This window comes from Pelagicoccus sp. SDUM812003 (genome assembly GCF_031127815.1).
Taxonomy (GTDB): domain Bacteria; phylum Verrucomicrobiota; class Verrucomicrobiia; order Opitutales; family Opitutaceae; genus Pelagicoccus.
On sequence record NZ_JARXHY010000011.1, the window covers coordinates 56665 to 80803 of the forward strand.

The 24139-nt window shown below is 58.9% G+C and carries 23 protein-coding genes; 19 read left to right on the forward strand and 4 right to left on the reverse strand.

Annotation, left to right across the window (positions count from 1 at the left end; genetic code table 11):
* The first annotated feature begins 57 nt into the window (after window positions 1-57).
* The 7 genes from QEH54_RS15060 to QEH54_RS15090 all read left to right on the forward strand — a co-directional run bounded on the left by QEH54_RS15060 (window position 58) and on the right by QEH54_RS15090 (window position 11389).
* Window positions 58-747 (forward strand): response regulator transcription factor, encoded by a 690-nt coding sequence (locus QEH54_RS15060; protein ID WP_309019528.1) that lies wholly within the window; start codon window positions 58-60, stop codon window positions 745-747.
* Between the two features lie 90 nt (window positions 748-837).
* Window positions 838-2004 carry a response regulator gene (locus QEH54_RS15065; protein ID WP_309019529.1) on the forward strand — a complete coding sequence of 389 codons (1167 nt, stop codon included), beginning with the start codon at window positions 838-840 and terminating at the stop codon, window positions 2002-2004.
* Window positions 1985-2254 carry a hypothetical protein gene (locus QEH54_RS15070; RefSeq protein WP_309019530.1) on the forward strand — a complete coding sequence of 90 codons (270 nt, stop codon included), beginning with the start codon at window positions 1985-1987 and terminating at the stop codon, window positions 2252-2254. Before QEH54_RS15065 ends, QEH54_RS15070 begins: the two co-directional genes overlap by 20 nt.
* Window positions 2251-2793 carry a GAF domain-containing protein gene (locus tag QEH54_RS15075; RefSeq protein WP_309019531.1) on the forward strand — a complete coding sequence of 181 codons (543 nt, stop codon included), beginning with the start codon at window positions 2251-2253 and terminating at the stop codon, window positions 2791-2793. Before QEH54_RS15070 ends, QEH54_RS15075 begins: the two co-directional genes overlap by 4 nt.
* Window positions 2794-2972: 179 nt before the next feature.
* Complete coding sequence (locus tag QEH54_RS15080) at window positions 2973-7244, forward strand: PAS domain S-box protein (protein WP_309019532.1); 4272 nt, start codon at window positions 2973-2975, stop codon at window positions 7242-7244.
* 206 nt (window positions 7245-7450) lie between these two features.
* Window positions 7451-9322 carry a glycoside hydrolase family 15 protein gene (locus QEH54_RS15085; RefSeq protein WP_309019533.1) on the forward strand — a complete coding sequence of 624 codons (1872 nt, stop codon included), beginning with the start codon at window positions 7451-7453 and terminating at the stop codon, window positions 9320-9322.
* A gap of 225 nt (window positions 9323-9547) precedes the next feature.
* Window positions 9548-11389 (forward strand): transketolase, encoded by a 1842-nt coding sequence (locus tag QEH54_RS15090; RefSeq protein ID WP_309019534.1) that lies wholly within the window; start codon window positions 9548-9550, stop codon window positions 11387-11389.
* 197 nt (window positions 11390-11586) lie between these two features.
* Here QEH54_RS15090 and QEH54_RS15095 read toward each other — a convergent pair whose 3' ends face one another.
* A complete protein-coding gene (locus QEH54_RS15095; protein WP_309019535.1) occupies window positions 11587-12363 on the reverse strand; it encodes a hypothetical protein in 777 nt (258 codons plus the stop codon).
* A gap of 330 nt (window positions 12364-12693) precedes the next feature.
* Here QEH54_RS15095 and QEH54_RS15100 point away from each other — a divergent pair, with 330 nt between their 5' ends.
* The 8 genes from QEH54_RS15100 to QEH54_RS15135 all read left to right on the forward strand — a co-directional run bounded on the left by QEH54_RS15100 (window position 12694) and on the right by QEH54_RS15135 (window position 19662).
* Entirely contained in the window at window positions 12694-12939 is a 246-nt protein-coding gene (locus QEH54_RS15100; protein WP_309019536.1) for a hypothetical protein, read from the forward strand.
* Between the two features lie 26 nt (window positions 12940-12965).
* Complete coding sequence (locus QEH54_RS15105) at window positions 12966-13568, forward strand: superoxide dismutase family protein (RefSeq protein ID WP_309019537.1); 603 nt, start codon at window positions 12966-12968, stop codon at window positions 13566-13568.
* 481 nt (window positions 13569-14049) lie between these two features.
* A complete protein-coding gene (locus QEH54_RS15110; protein WP_309019538.1) occupies window positions 14050-15225 on the forward strand; it encodes a hypothetical protein in 1176 nt (391 codons plus the stop codon).
* Between the two features lie 44 nt (window positions 15226-15269).
* Window positions 15270-15998 (forward strand): class I SAM-dependent methyltransferase, encoded by a 729-nt coding sequence (locus QEH54_RS15115; RefSeq protein ID WP_309019539.1) that lies wholly within the window; start codon window positions 15270-15272, stop codon window positions 15996-15998.
* On the forward strand, window positions 15995-17029 hold the full coding sequence (locus tag QEH54_RS15120) for an FAD-dependent monooxygenase (RefSeq protein ID WP_309019540.1): 1035 nt from the start codon (window positions 15995-15997) through the stop codon (window positions 17027-17029). Before QEH54_RS15115 ends, QEH54_RS15120 begins: the two co-directional genes overlap by 4 nt.
* Window positions 17030-17059: 30 nt before the next feature.
* Window positions 17060-18112, forward strand: coding sequence for a stilbene synthase (locus QEH54_RS15125; RefSeq protein WP_309019541.1), 1053 nt, complete (start codon window positions 17060-17062; stop codon window positions 18110-18112).
* Between the two features lie 149 nt (window positions 18113-18261).
* Window positions 18262-18687 (forward strand): DUF302 domain-containing protein, encoded by a 426-nt coding sequence (locus QEH54_RS15130; protein ID WP_309019542.1) that lies wholly within the window; start codon window positions 18262-18264, stop codon window positions 18685-18687.
* Window positions 18688-18744: 57 nt separating this feature from the next.
* On the forward strand, window positions 18745-19662 hold the full coding sequence (locus tag QEH54_RS15135; RefSeq protein WP_309019543.1) for a CHAD domain-containing protein: 918 nt from the start codon (window positions 18745-18747) through the stop codon (window positions 19660-19662).
* 50 nt (window positions 19663-19712) lie between these two features.
* On the opposite strand, the gene QEH54_RS15140 is transcribed toward QEH54_RS15135, so the two are convergent.
* The gene (locus tag QEH54_RS15140) at window positions 19713-20213 is read right to left on the reverse strand and encodes a hypothetical protein (RefSeq protein ID WP_309019544.1); all 501 of its coding nucleotides are present in this window, start codon (window positions 20211-20213) and stop codon (window positions 19713-19715) included.
* Between the two features lie 73 nt (window positions 20214-20286).
* Here QEH54_RS15140 and QEH54_RS15145 point away from each other — a divergent pair, with 73 nt between their 5' ends.
* The 3 genes from QEH54_RS15145 to QEH54_RS15155 are packed head-to-tail and all read left to right on the forward strand — an operon-like array spanning window position 20287 to window position 21536.
* A complete protein-coding gene (locus tag QEH54_RS15145; RefSeq protein ID WP_309019545.1) occupies window positions 20287-20916 on the forward strand; it encodes a TetR/AcrR family transcriptional regulator in 630 nt (209 codons plus the stop codon).
* 8 nt (window positions 20917-20924) lie between these two features.
* Window positions 20925-21179, forward strand: coding sequence for a zinc ribbon domain-containing protein (locus QEH54_RS15150; protein WP_309019546.1), 255 nt, complete (start codon window positions 20925-20927; stop codon window positions 21177-21179).
* A gap of 24 nt (window positions 21180-21203) precedes the next feature.
* Complete coding sequence (locus tag QEH54_RS15155; protein ID WP_309019547.1) at window positions 21204-21536, forward strand: hypothetical protein; 333 nt, start codon at window positions 21204-21206, stop codon at window positions 21534-21536.
* A gap of 140 nt (window positions 21537-21676) precedes the next feature.
* Here QEH54_RS15155 and QEH54_RS15160 read toward each other — a convergent pair whose 3' ends face one another.
* The gene (locus QEH54_RS15160) at window positions 21677-21904 is read right to left on the reverse strand and encodes a hypothetical protein (protein WP_309019548.1); all 228 of its coding nucleotides are present in this window, start codon (window positions 21902-21904) and stop codon (window positions 21677-21679) included.
* Window positions 21905-22010: 106 nt separating this feature from the next.
* Window positions 22011-22865, reverse strand: a complete 855-nt coding sequence (locus QEH54_RS15165) for a transglutaminase family protein (protein ID WP_309019549.1) — start codon at window positions 22863-22865, stop codon at window positions 22011-22013.
* Window positions 22866-23605: 740 nt separating this feature from the next.
* On the opposite strand from QEH54_RS15165, the gene QEH54_RS15170 reads away from it, so the two are divergent.
* The gene (locus tag QEH54_RS15170) at window positions 23606-24007 is read left to right on the forward strand and encodes a hypothetical protein (RefSeq protein ID WP_309019550.1); all 402 of its coding nucleotides are present in this window, start codon (window positions 23606-23608) and stop codon (window positions 24005-24007) included.
* The last annotated feature ends 132 nt before the right edge of the window (window positions 24008-24139 follow it).

The window sequence follows — 24139 nt, forward strand, 5'->3', positions numbered from 1 at the left end:
GGAACATTGATTTTCGAGATGGGTTGGAGGCTTGTTGAAGCGCTTCGATCGATTCGTATGAAAAAAGGTATTTATATTCTGGACGGCCAACCCCTCGCACGTCGCGGCATTCAGTCGCTGCTCGAGCAGCAGGGGGGCGTCGAACTATTGGGAGCCTCGGGCAGTGTGCGTAAGGCGAATCAGGAGATATTGCGGCTGCGGCCGGACTTGCTGATTTCTGAGATGACCCTGCCCGACGGCAGCGCCATTGATCTGATTCGTTCCTTAGTCGCCCGCGTGTCGCAGGTACGGATTTTAGTTTGCTCGGCCAACGACGAGACCATTTTCGCGGAGCGGGCCATCAAGGCGGGGGCCCACGGCTACGTGATGAAGACGGAGGCGGAGTCGGTTATCCTGAAGCGCGTGCAGCAGGTGCTGGATGGGGGCTTGGGCCTAAACGACAAGCTCGCCAGCCGCATGCTGCGTCGCATGAGCGGAGCGAGCCGCTACGATTTGCCCGTTTTCGGGGCCAGCTTGACTATGGAAAATTTGAGCGGCCGGGAGATGGAAGTATTCGAGATGCTGGGGCGTGGCTTGGCGTCGAAGGAAATTGCGGGGCTGCTGGGAATCAGTCCTCGCACGGTGGACACGCACCGGGCCCGGATCCGCGAAAAGCTCGGTTTCGCTTCCACGCCTGACCTGTTGCGGGCGGCGTATTCCTGGAACGAGAGTGGACGCTTGGCAGGCGCGGAAGGAAGCGGCTGGTAGCGCGGTAGTCAGCGCGTTTCGACGACTTGTGAACGGCTCCGGGGAGGGGTCGCGTGGGCGCGCCATCGAAAGAAAGAAGAGAGACGTTTTATGCGAGAGGAATCCATTTTGATTGTCGAGGACGACCCGGATCTGAGGTCCAGCTTGGTGCAGGCCCTAGAGGATCGCGGTTATCGTACCGCTGCGGCGAGCTCGTTGAGCGAAGCGTTGCAATTCGCCAGCCAGCGCCAGCCTTCGCTCATAGTGAGCGATGTGCATCTGAAGGAAGGCGATGGCCGAGACTTGCTTCAGCTGCTTAGTCGGGAGAATTGCCTGGGCGGGTGTCAGTTCGTTTTCATGACCGGGGATATTGATGGACTGCCGCAGCGCTCGGGCATGAATCTGGGCGCGGACGACTACTTGGCGAAGCCCTTCGCCATCGAGGAGTTCTTCGATTGTGTCGAGGCCCGCTTGCACAAGCGCGGCACCAAGCGCGAGTCGGACGATCGGCTGTTGGCGATGATGCGCGATTCCGTTTCGCTGACCGTGCCGCACGAGTTCCTCACTCCGCTCAACGGGGTGATCGGGCTGTCGGAATTTCTAATGCAGTCCGACGAGGATTTGTCTCTGGAGAGCGTTCGCGAACTCGCCGGCGACATCAACCAGTGCGGCACCGAGCTTCTAAGAACGCTGCGAAACTACTTGGCCATCTTGGACGTGATTCACCACCCGTCATCGGTTTCGCAGGAACTGCCCTTGACGACCTCGGAGGACATCAACCAGTCCCTGATGAAAGTCGGCCAAGCGGTCGCGGGCTCCAAACGGCGATCGGAGGACATCAGCTGGAAGCAGCTCATGCCGCCGGCGAAGTGCGCTCGATTGAATCTGGAGCGGTTCGAAGCGGTCGCCCACGAGCTGCTGGACAACGCTTTCAAGTTCTCTCGCCCCGGAGCCAAAGTTCGCTTGAGCGCGGGGCTATCCGGCGAGCGTCTTCTGCTGACAGTGGAGGACCGCGGTTGTGGAATGTCAGCCGAGCAGGTGCGCTCCGTCGGGGCTTTTCGTCAATTCGATCGGCGTCGCTACATGCAGCAGGGTCTGGGGCTGGGGCTTACGTTGGCTCAAAAGCTCCTGCACCAGGATGGGGGCGACTTGCGACTGGAGAGTCAGGTCGGACAGGGAACCCTCGCCATTGCCCATTGGCCCCAGTCGGTCTCGGTCCACGAGCAGGAATCTCAAGCGTGGATGGAGGCGCCGGCGCATGGCCACGGAAAAGACTGAAAACCTGTTCTGCATCCAGGCGCCAACAGGGGTGGAGACGCTCGGCATGCTCCGGAAGTTTCTCGGGTATCGGGCGGAGGCGCTTTGGCTGGAGGCCTGCGAAGCGTGCGGCGTGAAAGCCGAAGCCTCGAGCGTGACCGAACTCGAACAAATAGCTCACTTTCTATCTAAGCAAGGATCGTTGGCGGCGGTCGTCGGCAACGGCGCGCTGATTCGTATCCGCGTCTATCGCAGCACTTTAGCTCAATGAATTTCGATAAGCAAAACACCTTGTCAGAACGCAGCAAAGCGATTCTTCACAACCCGAGCCGTCTGGAGTTAATCGCCCGCTTAGGGCTATTCTCCGACGAAGCTCGAAGCGCGCTGAAACGCTACACGAGGTCGGCGGCCCGGCGCATGAACCTGCCGGTGAGCCTGATCTCGCTGGTGCTACACGATTCGCAGTACTTTGCCGCGAGCTACGGGCTCGATCCGGACTTGTTCGATGGGGCCAGCGGCACGCCGATCGAGTGGTCGTTTTGCCGTTTCGCGGTGGAAGAACGCCGCGCATTCGTGGTGTGCGATGCCATGAACGACTCGCGAGTAAAGGGAAATCCGCTGGTGCTCAGCGGCATGATTGGCTGCTACGCCGGCGCTCCTCTGATCAGCTCGTTCGGTCTCGTATTGGGAACGCTTTGCGTCATCGGAACCGAGCCGCGGCTCTTCCAGGAAGGGGAGATCGATCGTCTGCGGGGCCTTGCGGATGTGGCCATGCAGGAGATCGAGTTGTCGAACTTCGGCGAAAACTAGCGAAAGCGCAGCCTAGGTATTCTGGGATTTTTAGCGCCCGGCCCTTGGGCCCGCGGCAATCTTGCGCTTAGTTGCAAGCGTTCCGGCGACCAAGGCGCTGTCGGGAGGTCGGGATTGAAAACGCCACCGCGGTCGTCGACGCCTCCTCCGCTGCGGGGGCGAAGCGGACACGATTGACTATGGACGGTATCGGGGCGGATAACATGTTGCAGGAGCGGATGAGCGAAGAGCTGTCGGACTTGCTCGCCCTTTGTCGAAGCGCTACCGGCGCCGATGCGGTTTGGCTGGCGGAGATCGATGAAAGCGGCAGCGCCTTTCGAGTGGTCGCCTCCACCGGTGTCAAAGAGCTGCCAGGGGAGTGGGTGGACTGGGCGAGGCCGCTTCTGGAAGGCCTCGGTTCCTCGATCGAGTCGGTTTGCCAATGTCCGGTGAGCGAGGTGCTCAGCGCCGAATCCGGTATGACCGCGCCCCAGCCTCTCTGGCGGCGCTTGGCGGCCGTGCGGCTAGTCGAAGCGACGACCTCCGCAAGAGCGGCGCTCTTGCTGGGCTTCTCCGCGGCGGACCCTCTCAGTCCAGGACAACGCGAGGAAGCGAAACGCTCGGGGCGCTTGCTCGCTCGTCTTGGCCGACTAGAGTCCGTGAAGAGCGAGCGGGACGACATCGCTCGTCAGCGCGACTTGTTGAAGGAGCGATTCGCCGACGCGGAACGCATCGCGAACTTTGGCCACTGGGTGTTGGGCTTGGACGATGGTCGGCTGAGCTGGTCCGACGAAGTGTACCGGATTTTCGGCGTGGAGCCGCAGTCCTTCGGCCAGACCTTCGAATCGTTTTTATCCTTTGTTCATCCAGAAGACCGGCCTGCATTGCTCGAGGCTCAAGACCGCGCGTTGCGGGAAGAAAGCCTGATGGTGCATGAGCACCGAGTGGTGAGGCCCGATGGCTCGATTCGACATGTGCTGGAGCGTGGCGAGCTCATACCCGCGAACGACATGCAAGGAAGGCGCTTCGCAGGCGTCGTTCTGGACATCACCCGTCGCAAGAAAGCGGAATTGGCGGCAAATCGAGAAGAAGCGCGCCACCGAGCCCTTTTCGAGCATCTGCCGGACCTGGCCTTCGTGGTGACGGATGGATGTATCGAAAAAATAAACACAGCGGGGCTCGGTCTACTCGGAGTCGATCAGGCGGAGCAGATCGTGGGGCGATCTCCGCTGGTGTTCGTGCATCCGGAAGAGGTGGAAGCCGTATCGGAGCGTTTTGCGAAACTGGTGGAGGAGGCGCCTACCATCGCCCCGCATCGGACCGTTCGGGTGGTTTTGCCGAAGGGGGATGTGTGTTGTTTCGAGATTTGCTCGTCCTCTTTTCATACGCCTGAAGGCAGCGTTTCCATCCAGGTCGTTTGTCGAGATGTGACGCGCCGCATCGAGCTGGAGCGAAAGGAAGAGGAACGCTCGCGCATGATGGCGATCGCGAGCCGCCTCGCTCGAATGGGAGCTTGGCGAGTCGACCTGGAGGAACGGCGGGTTGTCTGGTCTGATGAAGTGGCCAAGATCCATGGGCGCGAACCTGGATACGTTCCCAGCTTGGTCGAGGCGTTCAGCTACTATGCTCCAGAGGATCGGCAGCGTATCGCGGACGCGTTCGATCGTTGCGCCCAGGAAGGGCAGTCGTTTGACGAGGAATCGAGCATCTTCGACGCCAGCGGAAATCAAGTGAGGGTTCGAGCCATAGGCCTGCCGCAAAGAGATGAGACGGGACGAGTGGTGGGCGTTCAAGGGGCGTTTCAAGACATCACTCAACAGAAGCGAATCGAAGCTGAACTCCGGGAACGCGATCGCGAGCTGAAGCGCGTCGTGGAGCGCTTGACCACCACGCTGGAGAGCATAACTGATGCGTTTTTCACGGTGGATACGGAATGGAAGTTCACCTATCTCAACGGTGAAGCGGAACGGCTCTTGCAAAGCCAGCGTTCGAGCCTCTTGGGACAAAGCATCTGGGAGGCGTTCGCTGCAGCCCGAGGGACCGCGTTCGAGGAAGAATATCGTCATGCTGTGAGGGAACGCGCAAGCGTGAGTTTCGAAGCCTACTATCCACCGTTGCGATCGTGGTTTGAGGTCAATGCCTATCCCTCTGCGGAGGGACTGGCGGTATACTTCCGCGACGTAACCCAACGCCGAAAGGCTGAAGAGCATATGCGGTTCTTGGAGACCTGCGTCGAGCGGATGAACGACATCGTCCTGGTGACCGAGGCCCGGCCGATCGACGAGCCGGGGCCGCGCATCACCTTCGCCAACCCTGCCTTCGAAAGGCTGACTGGCTACTCTCGGGAGGAAGTGATCGGAAAGACGCCTCGCATCCTGCAGGGGCCCTTGACGGATCGCGAGGAGTTGGACCGAATCCGCGACGCCATGCGGCGCGACCAGCACGTGCGCTCCACGGTGGTGAACTACGACAGGAAAGGAAAGGCCTACTGGCTGGAAATGGACATCGTTCCCTTGAAAGACGCCACGGGTGAGGTGACGCGCTTTCTGGCGGTCGAGCGCGACGTGACGGAGAGCAGAGAACGGCAAAATGCTCTGCAGGAGCGCGAGCAGGCTCTGAGCGCGTTGATGAATGGGCTGCCTGGTCTGGTCTTCCTTTGCGCCCCGGATGGTTCTTTGGTCCGGTGGAATCGCGAGCTGGAGCGCGCTCTGGGATACGCAGCGGAGGAATTGCAGGGCGCCAAGGCGCTGGACCTGTCTGCTCCGGAGGATCGGGAACGGATGCAGGAACGCATGCAACAGGTCTTCCGAGACGGGTTTGCGGAAGCAACCCTCCGCCTGCGAGCTAAGGACGGGACGCAGATCACGTTTTTCTTCCGAGCGACGCGCGTCTCGGTGGAGGGCCAGGCGCGCTTGCTTGGCGTGGCCATGGACGTCACCGAGCATCGTCGGGCCGAAGAACGCATTCGCTGGCAGGCAGCCTTGCTGGACCAGACCCAGGACGCGATTTTCGCTCTGTCGGGCGAGGGGGAGGTGTTTTATTGGAATCGATCGGCGGAGCGCCTCTATGGCTGGAGCGAAGCGGAAGCGGTAGGGAAGCTGAGGGTCGAGGACCTGTTCGCCGAAGCAGGTCGAGCGAAGCAGCTGATGGGCCTAGTCAAGAGCGACGGCTCCTGGTACGGCGAGGCGATCCAGCTGGATCGCAACAAGCGCAGCTTGACCGTGGCCACCAGCTGGACCTTGCTCTCTCAAGGTGTCGATCGATGCGAGGCGACGGATGTCCTTGTCGTGAATACGGACATATCCGAACGGAAGCGATTGGAAGAGCAGTATTTGCGAGTTCAGCGAATGGAGGCGATCGGCACGCTGGCCGGAGGGATCGCCCATGATTTGAATAACATCCTTTCTCCTATCCTGCTTTCGATCGACATGTTGAAAGCCCGCTCCACCGATGAGCGCGACCTGCGCACGCTCTCTACCATCGAATCCGCTGGCAAGCGCGGCGCGGCAATCGTTAAGCAGGTGCTATCCTACGCCCGAGGCTTCGGCGGCGAGCAGGTCGCGCTGGTGCCGAAGCACATGGTCAACGAGCTCTTCAGCCTGCTCAAGGAAACCTTTCCACGCTCCATCGAATTCTCGCTTCAGCTCGGCGCCGACATAGGGTTGATAAAAGGGGATCCGACGCAGGTGCAGCAGGCCTTGATGAACCTTTGCGTCAATGCTCGCGATGCCATGCCCGAGGGTGGATCGCTGTCGATCTCACTAGAGAAAAGGACGCTTGATCGAGACTGTGAAATCGGGGGCTTGAGAGCGGGCGCGGGCGCGTACGTGGCCTTTATCGTTTCCGACACGGGACAAGGCATGACGCCGGAGGTGCTGGAGCGGATCTTCGATCCGTTTTATTCGACCAAGGGCGAGGGCAAGGGGACCGGCTTAGGCTTGTCTACGGTTCAACAAATCATGAAGGCGCATAGCGGCTACGTGCAGGTCGAGTCGACCCCCAGCGGAGGGAGTTCCTTCATACTAGGGTTTCCAGCGTTGGAGGAGAAAGAAGCGCCGATCGTCCCCGGCGAGGATTCGGAACTCCCGCGGGGCAAGGGCGAGACGCTTCTAGTGGTCGATGACGAGGAATCGGTGCGCTTGATCGCGCAAGAGATGTTGGAGGATTTCGGATACAAGGTCCTTTTGGCGGAAAACGGCGCCAAGGCCCTGACGCTCTTCCATCGAAATCGAGGGCGTATCGATGCTCTGGTGACAGACATGATGATGCCTGTGATGGATGGCGCCGCTTTGATCCGCGGAGCCCGACTTGTCGAACCGAGGTTGCCCATCATCGTGACCACTGGCTTCACGGACCAAGCGAGCAAAGTGAAAGACGCCGAGGCCAAGGGAGCGCTTGTTTTGGCTAAGCCTTACACTGCGAAAACGATTTTGCGGGGGCTGCGGGATGTGTTGGATCGAGTTCCTAGCTAGGACAGGGGAGGCGGTGCAGTTCTCAATCGTTGTCGTGCAAACTGCATTAGCAAGAGCGTGAGGGTTTTCATTTAGCGTCCTCTCCACGCTCATGTCGGCCCATGCGGCCGGTTGGCATAGGAAATGTAACGTAGCGATCGAGCAGGGGTCGCCGCATGCGGTCGGTCCTGAGCCAAATCGATACACGCAAGCACCCCTTACGATTTATGAGGAGCAAAGGAGAAGAACCCTCGTCGAGCAGATGCGAGCAGGAGGAAAACCGGAAATACCCGCCGCTGGGCGACTATGGCGTGATCGGGGACTTGAAAACGGTCGCCTTGGTGGGACCTGGAGCCCGCATCGACATGCTTTGCTTCCCTGAGTTCGACTCGCCATCCGTTTTCGCCGCTCACGTCGATGATGCAAAGGGAGGCCATTTCGATCTAACGCCGGAACTGGAGGACGCGAACGAGATCCAGCAGTATTTTCCGGATACGAACATTCTTCTGTCGCGATTCCTGTCTGAAGAGGGCATTGCCGAGGTGTCTGACTTCATGAACCTTCAGGTGGGCCGGTCTCGCCAGGCCTTGGTTCGCAGGGCGAAGGCGGTGAATCGAAAAACCCGTTTCCGGCTCCGCTGCGCGCCCCGTTTCAACTACGCTCGTAGTGGCCACGAAACTACGAAGGTCGAGGGAGGCGTACTGCTGAAGTCCGACGACGACCTGAGCTTGAGGTTGCGATCGAACGTACCCTTGGAGATCGAAGGCTGCGACTGCGTGGCGGAGTTCACGCTCGAAGCTGGTGAATCGGCCCTCTTCATTCTCGAGGACGTCGCTCAGGACGATGACTTCGAGCCATTGGACTTCTCCTCCAAGGCCTTCAAGGCTACCTCCGACTATTGGCGAGCCTGGTGTTCTCAGTGCACCTACACCGGCCATTGGCGCGACGCGGTCCTGCGCTCGGCTCTGGCCTTGAAGCTCTTGGTTTCCGAAAAGCACGGCTCCATCGTGGCGGCCCCGACGTTTGGGTTCCCGAGCGAAGTCGGTGGCGAGCGGAACTGGGATTACCGATATGTTTGGCTGCGCGACGCATCCTTCACCGTCTACGCTTTCTTGCGGGTCGGGTTTACCGAGGAGGCTCACCGTTTCATGCAATGGCTGCAGCGACGAATCGAGGAGCTGGCGGACGGAAGAGATCTGCAGACCATCTATCGATTGGATGGGTCCCGCGTCGAAGGCGAATTTCAATTGGAGCACTTGGAAGGCTACCGGAAGTCCAAGCCCATACGGGTGGGTTCGACCAATCACGATCAGCTGCAGCTGGATATCTACGGCGAGATCATGGACGCGGTCTACCTTTTCGAAAAGCATGGCAAATCCATCTCCAACGCCTTTTGGAAAAGCGTGGTGTCCATGATCGATCATGTATCCGAAAATTGGAGAGAGCCTGACGCGAGCATTTGGGAGGTCAGAGGGGGAGAAAGGGAGTTTCTCTATTCGCGCGTGATGTGCTGGGTGGCGGTCGACCGTGCCATACGGCTCTCCAATCGCAGAAGCTTGCCGGCTCCGATCGAGCGATGGAGGGCCCTGCGCGACGAGATCTACAACAGCGTTTTCGAGGAGTTTTGGAACGAGGAGCTTGAGGCGTTCGTGCAGTTCAAGGGGGCCGAGGTGGTCGACGCCGCGGTCCTGATCATGCCACTGGTGCGCTTCATCAGTCCGACCGATCCTCAGTGGCTGAAGACCTTGGAGGCCATAGAGAGGGAGCTGGCGGAGGACTCGCTGGTGTATCGCTATCGGGTGAACGAGGCGTTTCCCGAAAAGCTAGAGGGTAAGGATAGCACCTTCACGATTTGCTCCTTCTGGCTGATCGAATGCGTCGCTCGAGCGGGGGATTTGCAGAAGGCGAGGTACCTGTTCGAGAAGATGCAAACCTATGGGAATTCTCTGGGATTGTATGCCGAGCAGATCAATGTCCGTGGCGAGTTGCTGGGAAACATCCCCCAGGCCTTCTCTCATCTCGCCTTGATCAGCGCTGCATACGACTTGGATCGCCGTCTTAAGAAGGAGGCTCCGGAAGTGACGGGAGCCTCGGACTAGGGCAGGCTCTGTTCCGATCGCGCGCGGCCGTGGGGCCAGCCGTGTTTTGAAAATTGCAGCGGAAGGGCCTGGTTTCGCTGCAATGCGCAGACCGCGCGTACAGGTTCGCCGCCGCCTGACGCCGTCTGGCGGTGATTCGTCGCCTCGAACTTCGTTGGCGCGGGATTCGCAGATCGGGAGAGGAACGATTGAAGTAGAACTGCGAAGAAACGAAGGGAAAAATCGATGAGCACGATAGTTAAGGAATCAAATGTAAGGGATCTGGAAATACTAGCCAACCGGCTGCGGCGCGATTCGCTACGCTCCACCAACGAGGCGGGTTCGGGGCATCCGACATCCTGTTTTTCCTGCGCCGAGATCATGTCGACCCTCTTTTTCGACGAGATGGAGGTGAATGCGGACAATGCGAAAAGCCTCGCCAACGATCATTTCATTTTGTCCAAGGGACACGCGGCGCCGATCTACTGGGCTGTGCTGAAGGAAGCCGGCGTCTCCACGGATGAGGAGCTCTTGGAGCTGCGCGAGTTCGACAGCCAACAGGAAGGGCACCCCACGCCGCGAAGCGAGTGGGTAGACGTCGCGACCGGTTCGCTCGGACAGGGGCTCTCGGCTGGCGTCGGCATGGCTCTTCTAGACAAGCGCGAAGGACGAAGCAACCGAACTTACGTCCTCTGCGGCGACGGAGAGGTCGCTGAAGGCTCGATCTGGGAGGCTGCGTCTCTGGCCTCCGCGATGGGCTTGAGCAACTTGGCGACGATCGTCGATGTAAACGGATACGGGCAAACCGGCGAAACGCTGTACCATCACGATCTCGAGGTGTACCGTTCCCGTTTCGAGGCCTTCGGCTGGAACGCGATCATTGTGGACGGACACGACGTGGAAGCCCTGTTGGATGCGTATCAGCAGTTTGATTACGAGCAGGAGCGGCCCACCGCGATCATCGCGAAAACGGTCAAGGGAAAAGGAGTCGAATCGCTGGAGGGCAGCGAGGGAGCTCATGGCAAAGCGGCTCCAAATTTCGAAGAGGCTTTGAACGCGATCCCGGATGAGGAGACGGAAGGAAAGGTCCGATTCAAGCCTTCCGATCGAGCGGTCACGCGAAGAGAGCCAAACGCGGAATCGAGCCTCGAGTATCCAAGTGACAAGTACGAGGGAGAGGAGTCAGTGTCTCTGCGCAAGGCGTTTGGAAGCGCCTTGGAAAGCCTCGGAGAATTGCGCGATGACGTCTGGGCTTTCGACGGGGATGTGATGAACTCGACCTATTCGCAGAACTTCCAGAAGCGCTTTCCGGAGCGTTTTGTGGAGAGCTATATCGCTGAGCAGAACATGGTCGGAATGGCGACAGGATTCAGCGCTCTCGGCACGGTGCCGTTTCTTTCGACCTTCGCCGCGTTCCTGAGCCGTGCCCATGACCAGATCCGAATGGCGGCGGTATCTCGCTCGAATCTGAAGTTCGCAGGCACCCATGTCGGCGTCGCGACTGGAGAGGACGGCCCTTCGCAGATGGGCTTGGAGGACATCGCCATGTTTCGCTGCCTCCCGGGAAGCCTGGTGCTGCAGCCTTCGGACGCGCGCAGCGTATACGGATGCATGAACCTCATGATGGAGCATCGCGGCATCAGCTACCTTCGCGTCGCCAGACCGAGCGTGGAGAATCTGAGATCGAAAGGGAACTGGGAATATCGTATTGGCGGAAGCCATACGCTGCTTTCCTCGGAAGAGGACGAAGTGGCGATCGTGGCCTCTGGCGTAACGGTTCACTACGCCTTGGACGCGGCCGAGCAACTGGCCAAGAAAGGCGTCAACGCTCGAGTGATCGATTGCTACAGTCTGAAACCGATCGATGGCGATACCTTGCGCAAAACCGCTGAGGAGATTGGGAAGATCCTGATCGTTGAGGACCACTACAAGGAAGGCGGCCTCGGCGAAGCGGTTTGCCACGAGCTGCGAAACCTAACCTGCTCGACGACGCATCTTTACGTCGACGACGTTCCAAGGTCGGGTTCCCAGAGTCGCTTGAGCGAAGCCTTCGGCATAGACGCAAAGGCGATCGTTCGAGCCGCGTAATCGCTTTTTTGGTGGCGAAATCAGCCTTTGGAGCTCCCCTCGCTTTCTGTCCCGCTGACTTCGCTCCTGGCTAAACCAAGAGAGCGGAGAAACGCGTCCGAGAGCGTACGCTTGCGCCGGCGATGAAGATGGATCCAACGATTGGATACCGGGATTTGTCGCTGGCGTTTCGAAGCGTGAAAGACCGGCGACAGGTCTTAGCGTGGAGTTGGAGCGACGAGCGCGGCGCTTTCGGATGGGGCGTATTCAAGTTTCACCGAGCGGGAGCTTACGCTGGTCAACAGCCCGCTGGATCGATCGAAGGCGAGGGCGATGGTGTAGCGTTTTTTCGCCTCCTCCTCATCGTCCACGTCCTTGCTGTAGCGAAAGCGAAGAACGTTTTGTCCATCGACATCCTCGCTGGTGAAGGGAACGCCGAGGGCCGCTCGCACCCTTTCGGGGGTGATGAGCGCGATCTCGCTGCCCGCATCGTCATAGGTGGCCGAGACGGCTCGTTTGAGTTTGAGAACTTTCGAATCGCCCAGGGCTTTGAGCGAGGAGATGATGAAACCGGGCGGGAAGCCTTCCAGGTAGCGTGATGGCAGGGTAACTGTCGAGAGCAGTTCGTCTTCAAACAGAAGCTTGAAGCGGAGGTCGTAGTTTCCGCTTTCGCTCTGTTTGCTCTTGTAGCGCTTGCGCATTTGCACGACCCATTCGGTCCGCGGTCCTTCTGTAGAACGCTCGCTCGGCAGGATGCCGATGGTCCGTAGATCGTCCTCGCGCAGGGTGGGTTTTCTGAAGCTTAGCTGGAGCCCGGAAGCGGTTTCCTCCACTTTGATCGATCGGTCGAAGTCTGAGAGCTGGGACTTCACGTCAAGCAATCGCAGGTAGACGCAGCCCTGCAGCAGCAGGACGGCACCGAGCACGATAAACGTTCGGTAGTAGGATCGCAGGGCGTGCGGCGGGGATTTGGCGTTGGTTGGATCGGTAGGCATAGCGATTCTGAGTCAATATGCATGGACTCGGGAAACGTGTCATTCGTTTCGCCCCAGGGCCGATTTCACTGATATTTTCCAAGCGTTCGCTTTTGGCGTCGCGGAAGCGATCTGAACCGGGGCGTGATCGCTGCTTCCTGCAGCGTGCGCGAGAGGTGGGGCTGCAATGCGCAACAAGTCGATGCTGGCGCTTGGGCGCCCAGGCAACTTCTAGCGAAAAGAGGCGAGGGTTCGTTTGGGAAGGCGCGTGCTTGCCCTAGCAAAGACCGATTCGCGAGCTGTCTTGGCGCTATGGATGCAGAGGGAAAGGGAGAAACGAAAGGAAATGTCATGAGCACAAGCAAGACAGGCGAAAGCATTCGCGACAAGGAACGGCGCGACTCGTCGAGACGAGAAGGCCCGTCCGCCGGGAAAACGAACGCTCCCATGAAAAAGGCGAGCGGCTCCAAGGGGGTCTCCGGAAGCTCCTACGAACGTCCGGTAGATGTGATGCCCGCCGAACAAAGCGAGTCGCCTCACGCTCCCGTCAAGACTGGAAAAGCGGGCGAGCGCGGTGATTTTCCCAGAAAAGACTAACCCTAAACAAACATAGAAAAGAGAAAATGACTTTTAAGAACTGTATGGAGAAAATTGGATACGCGGCGACGCCACGAATCGGTCTCGCCGGATTGCTAGGTGCTTTATGCCTCGGCATGGTGGCCTGCTCGCCCTCGACGAATGACAACGCGGATGCAGGCGATTCGTCGTCAACCGAGCAAGGCCGTATCGCAATCGCTGAGTTGAGCCCGGCATCGGGAAGCGATGTGAGCGGTACCGTGACTTTCGTGGAAGAAAGCGACGGCATTCGCGTCATCGCTGACGTGCAGGGCATTTCGCCAGGGCCGCACGGTTTTCATATTCACGAAAACGGTGATTGTTCGGCCGCGGACGCAACTTCGGCTGGCGGACATTTCAATCCCACTGGGGCCCCGCACTCCGGGCCGGACGCCGCCAAGAGGCATGTGGGAGACTTGGGGAACCTGGACGTCGCCCAAAATGAAACGGCGAGCTACGAGCGGGTGGATACGCACCTCAGCTTCGACGGAGCGACCTCGATCATCGGAAAGGCGGTGATCATTCACGCCGCACGCGACGATCTGGAAACACAGCCCACCGGAGCCGCCGGGGAGCGCATCGCTTGTGGCGTGATTCGATACGACTCCTAGGTCGGCGATACGCGTCTTATGCAAATTTGGAGGAATGGATTGGGCCGCGGCCTTTTTGACCGGCCGCGTGATCCAATCGCAAGGGAATGACAGGGAACTGAGCGGGCAGCCTTCGGAAGATGGTTGCCCGCTCTCATTTTCGGCTTGGTTCAACAAGGAAGGCTTGAACAGGCAAAATGCCTACCGAACCATGCAGAATGAAATGACTCCGTAGCGGAGGCCGAGCTCTTGGGCTGGGACACGCCTTGGGAATTGAAACGGTCGGGGTAGGGGCTCCCGCTGGGCGGAGAGACGTCGCCGGTGAGAGCAGCGACCATCGAGCAGCTGTTTTCAGCCGTTTGGCATGCTTTCTGAAGTGATAGGGAAAAGAACTAAAGGGACCTACCTCGCCTCAGGCGGGTTCGGGACTCACGAACGTAAAAACAAGATACTCCAGAAAGGATGGGTTGATCGGCTGCCCCACAGCACAGCCCGAACACATATGAACACCACGACACCAGCGCAAAACAGCTTGCTAATCGACTATTTGAAGAAACACGAAGGGATGGAAGGAGCTCACCTCACGTGCACGCTTGCTTGCGAGGGCGGGGGAAAGAACTACTCGACGCATCGCAAGCGTTTCCTGAATCTTCTGAAGGATTTGGAAAAGGATAAAGCCGTTCTGGAAGCGTATCCGGAATCCTTGCAAACGGTGGTGGAGCTCTGCCGTTCGCTCGCTACCGACGGGGAACGCTGGAGCGGCGACTACGAAGGCGTCTGTATCCATGTTTCGGAACAGGGTGAGAATCTGATCAACTTGCGTCGCCCTCCGATCGAGTTTACCCGCGTGGAAGACCGCTTTTACTACCGACCGGCAGCGGGCGCGCTTGCCGCTCGACGCGAGATGCTGGCGCTCAGCTTGAGTTTCAAGCAGCCAGAGCTCTATATCTTCGATGGCGAGTCGGCGGAGGTCTTTGGCGAGATCGACCTGCCGGAAAGCGTGTACGCGTTTTCTGAGGAGGGAGCGCTCGATGCCAGCCAGCACGCTCACATCCGGCGGTCCCGAGACACCGGTACGCCGCAGACCGTGAACCAAGGCTTCTCCCCGACGCAGTCTCCTCGTGAGCTGAACGAACCGATTTTCCTGCGGGAGCTGAGCCACGCTCTTCGCGACCTCAAGGAGTCGCAGGAGCTTCCGTTGCTCGTGGTTGGAGACGAGAACATTGTAGGCGAATTCGTGAAAGTCTACGATCACCCCTTTGGGGAAATCGATACGGAGATGGGCATGCAATCGCACCCCAAGGCGTCGGACATTGCCCGGATTTGCTCGGATCTCTGCGCCGAGAAGCAGCGTCAGGAAATGCTCGAGATCAAGAAGGAGCTCAAGCAGGCGGAGGCGGGTCGCATGGAATCGTTTAGCGATAACGTGAAGGAAATCTACGAAGCGGCGGAGCAAGGCCGGGTGGCCAGCTGCGCGGTGGCATCGGATGAGAACGCCTGGTGCCGATTCGACGAAAAGAAAGGGTTCCAATCGGCCGATCCGGAGAAGGATTCGGACGCGGTGGAAGCCTTGGATTGGATCTTCGTCAAGACGTGGCTCAATGGCGGCAAGGCGATCGCTATTCCCAGCAAGGATATTCCAGGAGTGAAGAAGGTGGCGGCGCTCTACCGCTGGTAGGGGCCGTCGATCGTTGGCGGTAGATTAGATCTTGTAATCGAAGGATGAATACGAAGTGGGGCTTGTTCGGACGCGCAGGGGCGCCTGCATCCGAACGTCGCGCTCGGGATGAGGATATGCAGCGCCTCGTGGAGCCTGAGTTGCTGGACTCGCTTCCTTTTGACGACGCGGAAGCGCTGCGGATTCGTCGCGAGCTGGGCACCATCAACGCCTTGATGGGAAACCACCGCTGGCTGGCGAGGCAGGCACGAAAACGTTTGCCGCGCCCGTCGCGTGGACTTGAGCTCGGAGCGGGGGCGGGGCGATTGATGCGACGCTTCCGATCTGGCCGCATGCCGTGCGCCCTCGACGGGCTGGACCTCTGTCCCGCCCCGACCGACATGGAACCAGGCCAGAGGTGGTTCCAGCGGGATCTGCTCCGTTTCGTCGGCTACGCCGCTTACGACGCGGTTTTTGGCTGCCTCATCTTTCATCAGTTTAGCGACGACGAGCTCGCGATGTTGGGCGCTCGGATGAGCGAATCGGTCGACTTCATTTTCGCTTGCGAACCCGCTCGCCGCCGCCGCCACCTCTGGCAGCTGCGCATGGTTTCCCGACTGGGAAGAATGGGGCAGATCACTCGGTCCGATGGCATCACCAGCGTGAGAGCGGGATTTCTCGGCGAAGAGCTGCCTCGGTCGCTCGGTCTGCGCTGCGATACCTGGCGGTGGGATTGTTCGGTAGGCTGGCGCGGCCAGTATCGCATGGCGGCATGGAAGATCCATCTGTCATGATAAGTCAGATACGAGAAATCAGGATCGTTGGCGGCGGCCTCGCCGGCCTCGCTTTGGGCATCGGACTGCGTCGAGAAGGCGTGCCGACCACTGTGGTCGAAGCTGGGGATTATCCTCGCCACAAGGTGTGCGGAGAGTTCGTCTCCGGACTATCGCGCGAAACCATTGATAGTTTGGGCATAACGGAAGTTTTCGAGGACGCGCTGCCTCTTCGCGAAACGCTCTGGCGGCAACGGGAGGAAGCGTTTCGCACGGATAGGCTGCCTCAGCCAGCGTGGGGGATTTCTCGATACAGGCTGGATCAACGATTGGCGGATCGGTTTCGTCAGCTCGGCGGTGAACTACTAACGAAGACTCGCGACTCGAGTGCGGAAGCGAAGGAGGGAGTCGTGAGAGCTTGCGGAAGGTCGAGACGAAAGTCGGAGTGGATCGGCTTGAAGGCTCACGTTTACGATCTGGCTCTGTCCAGCGATTTGGAGATGAGGCTCGGCCGCCAGGCGTACGTGGGGGCTTCGGAAGTGGAAGACGGCAAGGTGAACGTGTGCGGACTCTTTCGCAAACGTTTGCTGGAACGGTCCAGCCGGTCCTCGATTTTGATCGATTATCTGGCCGCATCCGGATTGGAAGCCTTTGCGGATCGCTTGAGCGGAGTGGCGTTCGACCACGACAGCCTCTGTTCCGTCGCGGGGCTGGAGTTTGGGCGTTCGCCCTATTTGTCCGTTCGGGAGCTGAGGGTTGGAGATGCGTTCGCCATGCCGCCGCCGTTCACAGGAGATGGCATGGCGATGGCATTTCAAGGCGCCCTCCTTGCGCGAGAGCCCCTTGTCAGCTATGCTCGAGGAATGCAGTCTTGGAAGTCGACCTGTCGCCACGTTTCGTCGCGTTTGCGCAGCCAGTTTCGAGCTCGCTTGGGAGCGGCTTGGGCTCTGCATCCGTTTCTGTTTCGGGCGGGGGGCCAATCGCTCTTTCGCTGCGTCTCGCAGTTAAACCTTCTCCCGTTTCGCCCGCTTTTCCAGCTGCTGCATGCCTGAAGCGCGCCCACCTCCTCAACCCCCTTCGCCATGTATCTCAGATCCCTTGCCAACCGCGTCCCTCCTCACAGCTTCAGTCAGTCGGAGCTTTGGGAAATGTATCGAGATTCCCATACACGCAAGCGGCTGAAGCCGAGATCGGTTTGGATCGTCGACAAGGTGCTCAATGGAGAGAACGGAGTGAAAAAGCGGCATTTCGCCCTGCCGGAGCTGGACGCATTGCAGGAGATGGATGCGGAAGCCCTGAATCGGGCCTTCGAGCGGGAAGCTCCTAAACTAGCCACCGAGGCCTTGAACGATGCTTTGGAAAAGGCGGATCTCTCGCCGGAATCGCTCGATGTCTTGATCGTCTGCACCTGCACCGGCTACCTGTGTCCAGGAGTAGCCAGCCACGTCGCGGAGCAGGCGGGCTTGCGCAGCGATGCGTATTTGGTGGACATCGTGGGGCAGGGTTGCGGGGCGGTGGTGCCAAGCTTGCGAAACGCGGCCGGCTTGATCGCGGGGGATCCCAGCCTGAACGCCGCGGTGGTCGCGGTCGAAATCTGTTCGGCAGCTTTCTATGTCGATGACGATCCGGGGGTCCTCGTCAGCGCCTGTCTATTTGGCGATGGAGCGTCAGCCTCGATCTGGAGCGGCCGGAAGGAAGGATCCGCTGGTTGGCGAGCGTTCGATTTCGACACGCTGCATTTGCCCGAGGATCGGCAGGCCCTTCGTTTCGAAAACAAAGGCGGAAAGCTCGCTAATCGTCTGCTACCCAGCGTGCCGCAAAAGGCGGCGGAGTCGGTGGGGGCTTTGCTGGAGAAATCGCAGCGGCGCTGGCCGGATCGAGCCATCGCCCAGCTCGTCACTCACACAGGCGGCCGTGATGTGCTCATCGCGATCGAGCAACGGCTCCCGCAGTACGCGCTAGCTCCGAGCAAGGCGGCCTTGCGGGAGTTTGGCAACATGAGCAGCCCATCGGTCATGTTTGCCTTGGAGATGTATTTGAAAAGTGGAGACTGCAGTCGTCACGATGGCGACTTGTGGCTGAGCTCCTTCGGAGCGGGGTTTGCCGCTCACAGCTTTCGTCTGCAACGCGTGTGAGCGAAGAGCGCCGAGCCGTCTGGGAAACGCTGGTTGCAAGTCGCGTTGGCGAATAGGGCAAACCGCTGCAAATCGCCCTCTGACAAGGGAAGGACGAAGCCTCGTCGAGGCGTCGAGCCCTTTGGCCCGAATTTTGCGAAGGTGAGAGCATGAGCAATCAACTAGTGGAACAGAGTTTGATCAAAAGCAGGAGCTACCAGAGCTTCGAAGAGGTCTGCGCAAAGGTCGAGGCGGTATGCGCTCAGCATGGATTTTCGCTATTGTCCGCATTCGACCTAGCCGAAACGTTTCATTCCAAAGGTGTTGAGTTCGATGGGCAGTGTCGAATTTTCGAGTTTTGCAATCCAGCCATCGCCGCCGCGGTTATGGAGGACAATCGTGACGCTTCGGCTTTGCTTCCCTGCCGCATGTCGGTTTACACCCAGCCTGGACGCGATGAGGTGTTCATCTCAAGCGTAGCGCCAACTTCGCTCATCGAGTTGATCAACTCCCCGTTTGCTGTGGAAGCGGTGGAGGAAGTGGAATCAACGGTTCGGGCCATGGTCATGCAATTGGCCAGCGGTCCGGAAGCCTGACGAGCGTGTGGCGAGGTACGGACTGCCGAAGGTCGGACCATTTTCAGGTCGTCGAGCATGGCGTTTCGCATAAAACGAAAGGAAAGCCCGGGCCAGGGGCTCAAACGAATCCTGCGCGAGCAGATCGGCAAGGCGGAGGCGGAACTTTCGGCGGCGAAAGGAGAGGATCCGCACCAGGCCATTCATCAGGCTCGAAAGCGCTGCAAGAAGATTCGAGCCCTTTATCGACTTGTCCGCCCGGAGCTGGAGAAGGTGTACCAACGAGAGAATCGTCGCTTTCGAGACAACGCGCGTCGCCTCGCCACCGTGCGCGATGCGGAAGCCATGACCGAAGCTTACGACCGGACCATGGCCTATTTCGAGGATGGTATCGAAGATCGAGCTCAGTACGCCGGTATCCGTTTTCACCTTACAAATCGACGCAACGCATTGGCGAGCTCGGAGCTCGATCTCGAAGAGAGAGTCGAGCGTTTTCGACGCGATTTGGAGCGAGGTAGGGAGGTCGCCGGCTCCTGGAAGCTGGATTCGAAGGAGTTCGATGGGATCGAGCTGGGTTTTCGCAAAACCTACAAGCGAGGACGAAAGGCGATGAAAGCGGCGATTGCCCGGCCGAGTCCGAAGCGGTTTCACGAATGGCGAAAGCGGGTCAAGTACCACCGATTCCACCTGCGAGCCTTGCGCGGTATATGGCGCCATCCGATGGGTGCCTTCGAAGATGAAATGGACGAGCTCGGCGAGCTGCTAGGCGACGCCCATGATCTGCACGTTCTAGATCGCTACCTAGAGGAAAATCGCGATCAATTCAGCGACAAGGTGGATCTGGATGGATTTCTCTCCTATTCCGAACGGCTTCGCCATGAGCTGGAGCACGAAGCGGTCACCCTCGGGCGACGCGCTTACGCGTCGAAGCCGAAGCGACAAATCAAGTGGTATCGAAAACGTTGGGACATCTGGCGCGGCATCGGCGACGATTGAGCGCTTTCATCGATAGCGTAACCAGAATAGGGATACGAAAAGCGGGCTCGTTAGTCGCTGGTCAAACGTTTGAGATAGGCGAGCGTGTCTGCGGCGGGCTCGCCACCTTTCTCGGCATGCGCGATGAGGGGAATGCCGTGCGGGCCCGGAGTTTTCAGAAACTCGGGATTCGATCGCAAGGCTGCGCCAACGAAGTCGGTCATGCCTAGCATAGCCGCAGCGAAGAGGTCGATTCGGGCTCCCTTTTCCAGAAGATAGAGGGCGATATCGCGGTGTCCCATGTGGGCTGCTCCGCCAAGGGCGGTTTCGTAGTCGCCTCCGCCCCAATCCCAGGTGGCGTTTATGAGCTCCGGGTGCTCGGAAAGCAGCGCTCGGGTCTCCTGCAGGCTCTTGTGCGCCGCCACGACGAAAGGCTTGATGAGCTCGAGAGGCAACGCTGGCGGACGCTTAGGAGGTGACGTATCCGCGTTTTGAGCGGCGAGGGGGAAGGCTGTTGCGGCGCTCAAAGCGATGGTGGTGGCGAGGAATTGGCGGCGATTTCGATGAGTCATAGGACGGGTGGTTCGGTTTTAGCTGGACGAGATGGATTGGCCCGATCGCCCTTGCAGGCTTGACAGGCAAACGATGAACGTACACTCAGTGAGTGTATACTCATTGGAGATGGAGGGAAAGCGGGAGATTCAGAAAAGGAGGACGCGTGAACGAATCGTAGAGCATGCGTTGCGGGCTTTCGTGGATAACGGTATAGAGACCACGAACACGGCGCGCATCGCGACTGCAGCGGGTTTGTCTCACGGGGCGATTTTCGTTCATTTCAAGACCCGGCAGGAAGTGGTGATGAGTGTGGTGGAGGCTTTTGGCGCCGAGTTGAGCGAGCGGATCGAAGCGTGTGTGGGGCGGCGTCAGCGGCTTCGTTCGATCCTGCTCGCGTTTGTGGAGGCGTTGAAGCCTTACGAGCGGTTTTACACGGAGCTTTTGCAGATATCGTCCAAGCTGCCGAAGGGCGTTCAGGGGTCGTTGTTGATGCTGCAGAACGGGTTTTCTTATTTCCTGCTTCCGGCGGTCGAGCGGGAAGTCGGAAAAGGGCGTTTCGAGCGTCTGAAAGAGGCGGGGGTCGTCAACAGCTGGTTCGCCCTGTTGCACTACTACCTGATGAATCGTGATTGGTATGTCGAGCAAGGCGGGGTTTTGGAGGAATTGGGTCCTCGAATCATCGACGAATACCTCGCTCTGATCGATGTGGAAGGGACGTAGGGCTGGAGATGAGCGAACGGTGTCAGAGCTGTGGCTCTTGCGGAATGGCCATGCGGTTGGTCGAGGATTTTGGCGGCGCCCATCGGGGAAATCGCTATTGCGTCCACTGTTCCGACCGGGAGGGAAACCTGGCGGTCACCTATGAGCGGGTCGTCTCCTATTTCGCGGAGGATTTCGAAAAGCGTCGTGGGTTGAATCCGACACGAGCTCGGGAGCTGGCGGAAGCCTGCGTTTCGGCCCTGCCTGCTTGGTCCTCTCGATAGACCATCAACTGTATACAAATAACAATGACACTGGAAAAATTGAAAACGATCCGTCCGGCCCTTTTGGCGTTGGCGATCTTGGGGTTTCTGGGGATCAACGTTCCCTTTTTGTATTTCGCTCTCTTTCGGCCGGATGTTTACGCGGAGTCGATGGGGAATGGAATCGCTTTGGTCTTTATGGGCGAGGCGTTTCTGCTGATGTTATTTTTCGCCTATCTTATCGCGCGATTTGGTTGGAGAAAGCCGGGCTGGGTTTTCTTTGTAGTGATGTCGCTTTTAGGAAGCATGGCCTTCAGCATCCCGTTCCAGCTCTATCTGATGTCGCGTCCTATGCCAAGGGAAGGGGCTGAAGATTGATACGCTCGTGCGGCGCGTGGCCGCACAGCGCAGGACACGATAGTGAAATCATTGATCTCTCAATCCTGGGGGATGCTCGACGTTTCCTGACGACTGGCGAACAAGTCGAATCCTCTGATATGGCGAGGGCCACGGTTCCTCTATTCGGTTTCTCGTTTCTTCGGTTCGTAGAAGCGTCGCGTTTGGTCGAAGGCGGCTTCCTTTCGCCGGTTTCCGAGATGGACATGATGCTGTAGGAGGGTGGGGCGGAGCAGGCGGGTGTCGTCGAGCGAGCGAATGTGCATGGCGTCGAAGTTGAGGAACTGACGAGTCGCAGCGACGGTAGAATCGTGGTCGAAAACCCTGCGGTACTGGACGGAGCAATCCAAGGCCGAGAGAATCGGGTTTCCGTCTGTCGCAATCGATTGGGTAGCGTCATTTCCCGTTGAGGGAGCTCTGCTGCTGGTCGAGGGCTTGGTTGGTGAGCAGAGGGGCTTAGCGGCTTCGCACTCGTACGTCGTTGCGCAATTTCGCGAAAGCGGGGGTGCGGCTCTGGAAGGATCCTTGAATGGGGTTGACGCTTTCGGCGACCACGGCGTGGGCCACGGGCACGTATGCGTTTTGGCAGAAGATGCCGTTGGTGGGGTCGATCCCGCGCCAGCCTGCTCCGGGAAGGAAGATTTCAGCCCAGGCATGCATGTCGCCGGAGGCGTTTCCGTCAACGAGCGGATCGTGCAGGTAGCCACTGACAAAGCGGGCCGCGATGCCAAGGGTGCGGGCGCAGTCGATAAGAGCCACAGCGTAGTCTCGGCAGGATCCGCCGCCTTGCTGGAGCGTTTGGATGCTGGTCTGGATGCCAGCTTCGTCCCGACGCTTGTAGGAAAGGTTCTGATACAGCGCCTGGTTCAAGGCGAAGATCCAGGAGACGGTATCGCTTGGCTGCGAGGGAAAGTTCTCTTGAATCCAGCGTTTCACCACGGACTGCGTCTCCTCGTCTGGTGGCTCGAGGTAGATGCCTAGGTTGAAACGGTGCAGCGGCTCGTACTCGAAAGGGAATGCCCTTGCGTAGTCGCGCACTAGAAAGTCGAAGGGCGGCAGATCGGTGGTAGTGACGGTGCAGTCGGAGCGAATTTCCAAAAGGTCTGACTGAAGAAAGAACTGGGCGCTGGCCGGCAGGTTGTCGAAGTCGTCTCGCATCCACTGGATCGTCGCTTCTGGCGAGAAGGTGAAGCTGAAGCTATCGACCGTGAGAAGCGGGTTTTCCCTTGGTCTCATGTAGAGCAGATGGGGGTTGAACTGAACGGTTCGATCGTATTCGTAGCGCGTGTGGTGGGAAATCTGGATTCGCATCGGAAAGTGTTTTAGGTCTGCAGGAAGGCTCAAGGGGCCAGGGGACCCTAATTCTTGGTTGAATTCTTCTTTTTCGGGGTCGCTCCAGCCAATCTGCTCCAAATCGCAGGATGAAGCGAGCACCATCGTCGGTCGATGGCGGCGAAGCGCAGAGGTCGAAGGAATCGGGCCGCAGCGCTTGTAATGTATTGATAAAGTGGATGCGCTGGAAGGGCTCGCCTTCCGTGCTGGCAAGTTCGAGACCAGTTTCCTGGGGCGAGTCGAGTCGGTAGCTGACAGCCTTATCCATCGTGCGAGCTCCACGCTGCTTTCGATGAGCAATCTGATCGGGAAAACGCGTTTGTAGGGCTCAAGATGCGCGTAGTCGCCGAATCCATCGATCTCCGTTTCGGTGATCACGATCGGCGAATTTACGACTCTCAGGTCGTTGATGTCAGGATACCGCACACCTGAGCGAGCACCCATTCGGTGACTTCCTCTCGCTTTTGCTCTGTCAGGAGGCGGTCGATCCTGCTCGGCTGCTGCGATCTCCAGGGGCGCAACTGAAGATGGAACTTCGCGCTTCGATCCTGCAGCGTGGAAGCGGTCCTGCCGTCCGATGCGTCCCGCGTATTCGAAGACGCAATACGTAACGGTACGGTCGGGAAGCTTTTGTCGTTTTCTTTGGCACTCTCGCCTTGTGTTTGCCACGCGCTCGAATAAAGTCTTTGCACCTCAAACAATTAGCGTTTTTTCGAACTATGAAAAGTGGAGATCCCGCACCTATCGATGACCTCTCTCTGGTCATTGCGACCAAGCAAAGCTCGCCGTCTCGCACCCTCGAGATCGTGTCCGAATCGGCCCGTTGGCTCAAAGCCGCTTTGAAGGGAGCGGGAGTGACGTTCAACTACTCGTCCTGCAAGGACGACGATCACTACGGCTTCGCTGCGGTGACGATTATCCGCAACTATCATGGACAGCCGGCGAGTCTGGATCTCAAGATCGCCGAGATCCGCGGGTGCCCGTACGTCTTCGCCGAGGTGCGTTCGCTGGGCAAGCTCGACGGCACCATGTTTCCATTCTTCGGCAACCTCCAATCGGACGACGAGCGAGATCTGCTGCTGCACTACATCGCGGACTTCGTGATAAGCGCGGACGATTGAGCGACGCCTCGCAGACTGCAGTCCATTCTCGCGTGGCGAGTTGACTGTCAGAAGTCTTTCGGGGCGTTGGGGTGAAATCGTTTGGTTAGGAACAGACGTCGTCAGGGGAGCAATCCCTTCCTCCAACCCCGA

What these genes read in the sequence shown, in the direction of transcription:
- QEH54_RS15165 (WP_309019549.1), bottom strand. Translation starts at nt 22,865, where the DNA reads ATGCGAATCCAGATTTCCCACCACACGCGCTACGAATACGATCGAACC.
- QEH54_RS15170 (WP_309019550.1), top strand. Translation starts at nt 23,606, where the DNA reads ATGAAAAGTGGAGATCCCGCACCTATCGATGACCTCTCTCTGGTCATT.
- QEH54_RS15090 (WP_309019534.1), top strand. Translation starts at nt 9,548, where the DNA reads ATGAGCACGATAGTTAAGGAATCAAATGTAAGGGATCTGGAAATACTA.
- QEH54_RS15120 (WP_309019540.1), top strand. Translation starts at nt 15,995, where the DNA reads ATGATAAGTCAGATACGAGAAATCAGGATCGTTGGCGGCGGCCTCGCC.
- QEH54_RS15080 (WP_309019532.1), top strand. Translation starts at nt 2,973, where the DNA reads ATGGACGGTATCGGGGCGGATAACATGTTGCAGGAGCGGATGAGCGAA.
- QEH54_RS15125 (WP_309019541.1), top strand. Translation starts at nt 17,060, where the DNA reads ATGTATCTCAGATCCCTTGCCAACCGCGTCCCTCCTCACAGCTTCAGT.
- QEH54_RS15110 (WP_309019538.1), top strand. Translation starts at nt 14,050, where the DNA reads ATGAACACCACGACACCAGCGCAAAACAGCTTGCTAATCGACTATTTG.
- QEH54_RS15070 (WP_309019530.1), top strand. Translation starts at nt 1,985, where the DNA reads ATGGCCACGGAAAAGACTGAAAACCTGTTCTGCATCCAGGCGCCAACA.
- QEH54_RS15100 (WP_309019536.1), top strand. Translation starts at nt 12,694, where the DNA reads ATGAGCACAAGCAAGACAGGCGAAAGCATTCGCGACAAGGAACGGCGC.
- QEH54_RS15075 (WP_309019531.1), top strand. Translation starts at nt 2,251, where the DNA reads ATGAATTTCGATAAGCAAAACACCTTGTCAGAACGCAGCAAAGCGATT.
- QEH54_RS15150 (WP_309019546.1), top strand. Translation starts at nt 20,925, where the DNA reads ATGAGCGAACGGTGTCAGAGCTGTGGCTCTTGCGGAATGGCCATGCGG.
- QEH54_RS15105 (WP_309019537.1), top strand. Translation starts at nt 12,966, where the DNA reads ATGACTTTTAAGAACTGTATGGAGAAAATTGGATACGCGGCGACGCCA.
- QEH54_RS15065 (WP_309019529.1), top strand. Translation starts at nt 838, where the DNA reads ATGCGAGAGGAATCCATTTTGATTGTCGAGGACGACCCGGATCTGAGG.
- QEH54_RS15130 (WP_309019542.1), top strand. Translation starts at nt 18,262, where the DNA reads ATGAGCAATCAACTAGTGGAACAGAGTTTGATCAAAAGCAGGAGCTAC.
- QEH54_RS15115 (WP_309019539.1), top strand. Translation starts at nt 15,270, where the DNA reads ATGAATACGAAGTGGGGCTTGTTCGGACGCGCAGGGGCGCCTGCATCC.
- QEH54_RS15085 (WP_309019533.1), top strand. Translation starts at nt 7,451, where the DNA reads ATGAGGAGCAAAGGAGAAGAACCCTCGTCGAGCAGATGCGAGCAGGAG.
- QEH54_RS15140 (WP_309019544.1), bottom strand. Translation starts at nt 20,213, where the DNA reads ATGACTCATCGAAATCGCCGCCAATTCCTCGCCACCACCATCGCTTTG.
- QEH54_RS15145 (WP_309019545.1), top strand. Translation starts at nt 20,287, where the DNA reads ATGAACGTACACTCAGTGAGTGTATACTCATTGGAGATGGAGGGAAAG.
- QEH54_RS15060 (WP_309019528.1), top strand. Translation starts at nt 58, where the DNA reads ATGAAAAAAGGTATTTATATTCTGGACGGCCAACCCCTCGCACGTCGC.
- QEH54_RS15155 (WP_309019547.1), top strand. Translation starts at nt 21,204, where the DNA reads ATGACACTGGAAAAATTGAAAACGATCCGTCCGGCCCTTTTGGCGTTG.
- QEH54_RS15135 (WP_309019543.1), top strand. Translation starts at nt 18,745, where the DNA reads ATGGCGTTTCGCATAAAACGAAAGGAAAGCCCGGGCCAGGGGCTCAAA.
- QEH54_RS15095 (WP_309019535.1), bottom strand. Translation starts at nt 12,363, where the DNA reads ATGCCTACCGATCCAACCAACGCCAAATCCCCGCCGCACGCCCTGCGA.